The organism is Halorubrum sp. SS7 (assembly GCF_005435055.1).
Taxonomy (GTDB): Archaea; Halobacteriota; Halobacteria; order Halobacteriales; family Haloferacaceae; genus Halorubrum; species Halorubrum salinarum.
This window is the reverse complement of sequence record NZ_SGXV01000845.1, coordinates 1-207: the sequence shown is the minus strand read 5'-3', so window position 1 is coordinate 207 and position 207 is coordinate 1. Positions and strand designations below refer to the sequence as shown.

1 protein-coding gene is annotated in these 207 nt (G+C 53.1%); it reads left to right on the top strand.

Annotation, left to right across the window (positions count from 1 at the left end; all coding sequences use genetic code 11):
* Positions 1-207: hypothetical protein (locus EXE44_RS22015; protein ID WP_137718165.1), on the top strand; the 207-nt coding region annotated here is incomplete at both ends.

Below are 207 nucleotides of genomic sequence, written 5' to 3'. Positions count from 1 at the left end.
GGGTGAATGAGGTTGCGACTGCGAAATCGCTCGTTCAACTCCGTCAGGACGATCGCTTGACGATCCGATTGAAGAACCAGAAGACCGTCCACTCGAAGATTTACCGTATTGTCATGCCGGATGAGACGGTCAAACTCGTCCACGGGTCAGCGAATCTCTCCCGGAACTCCTGGGAATATCACACCAACCAGATCGCTGTGCTGACAA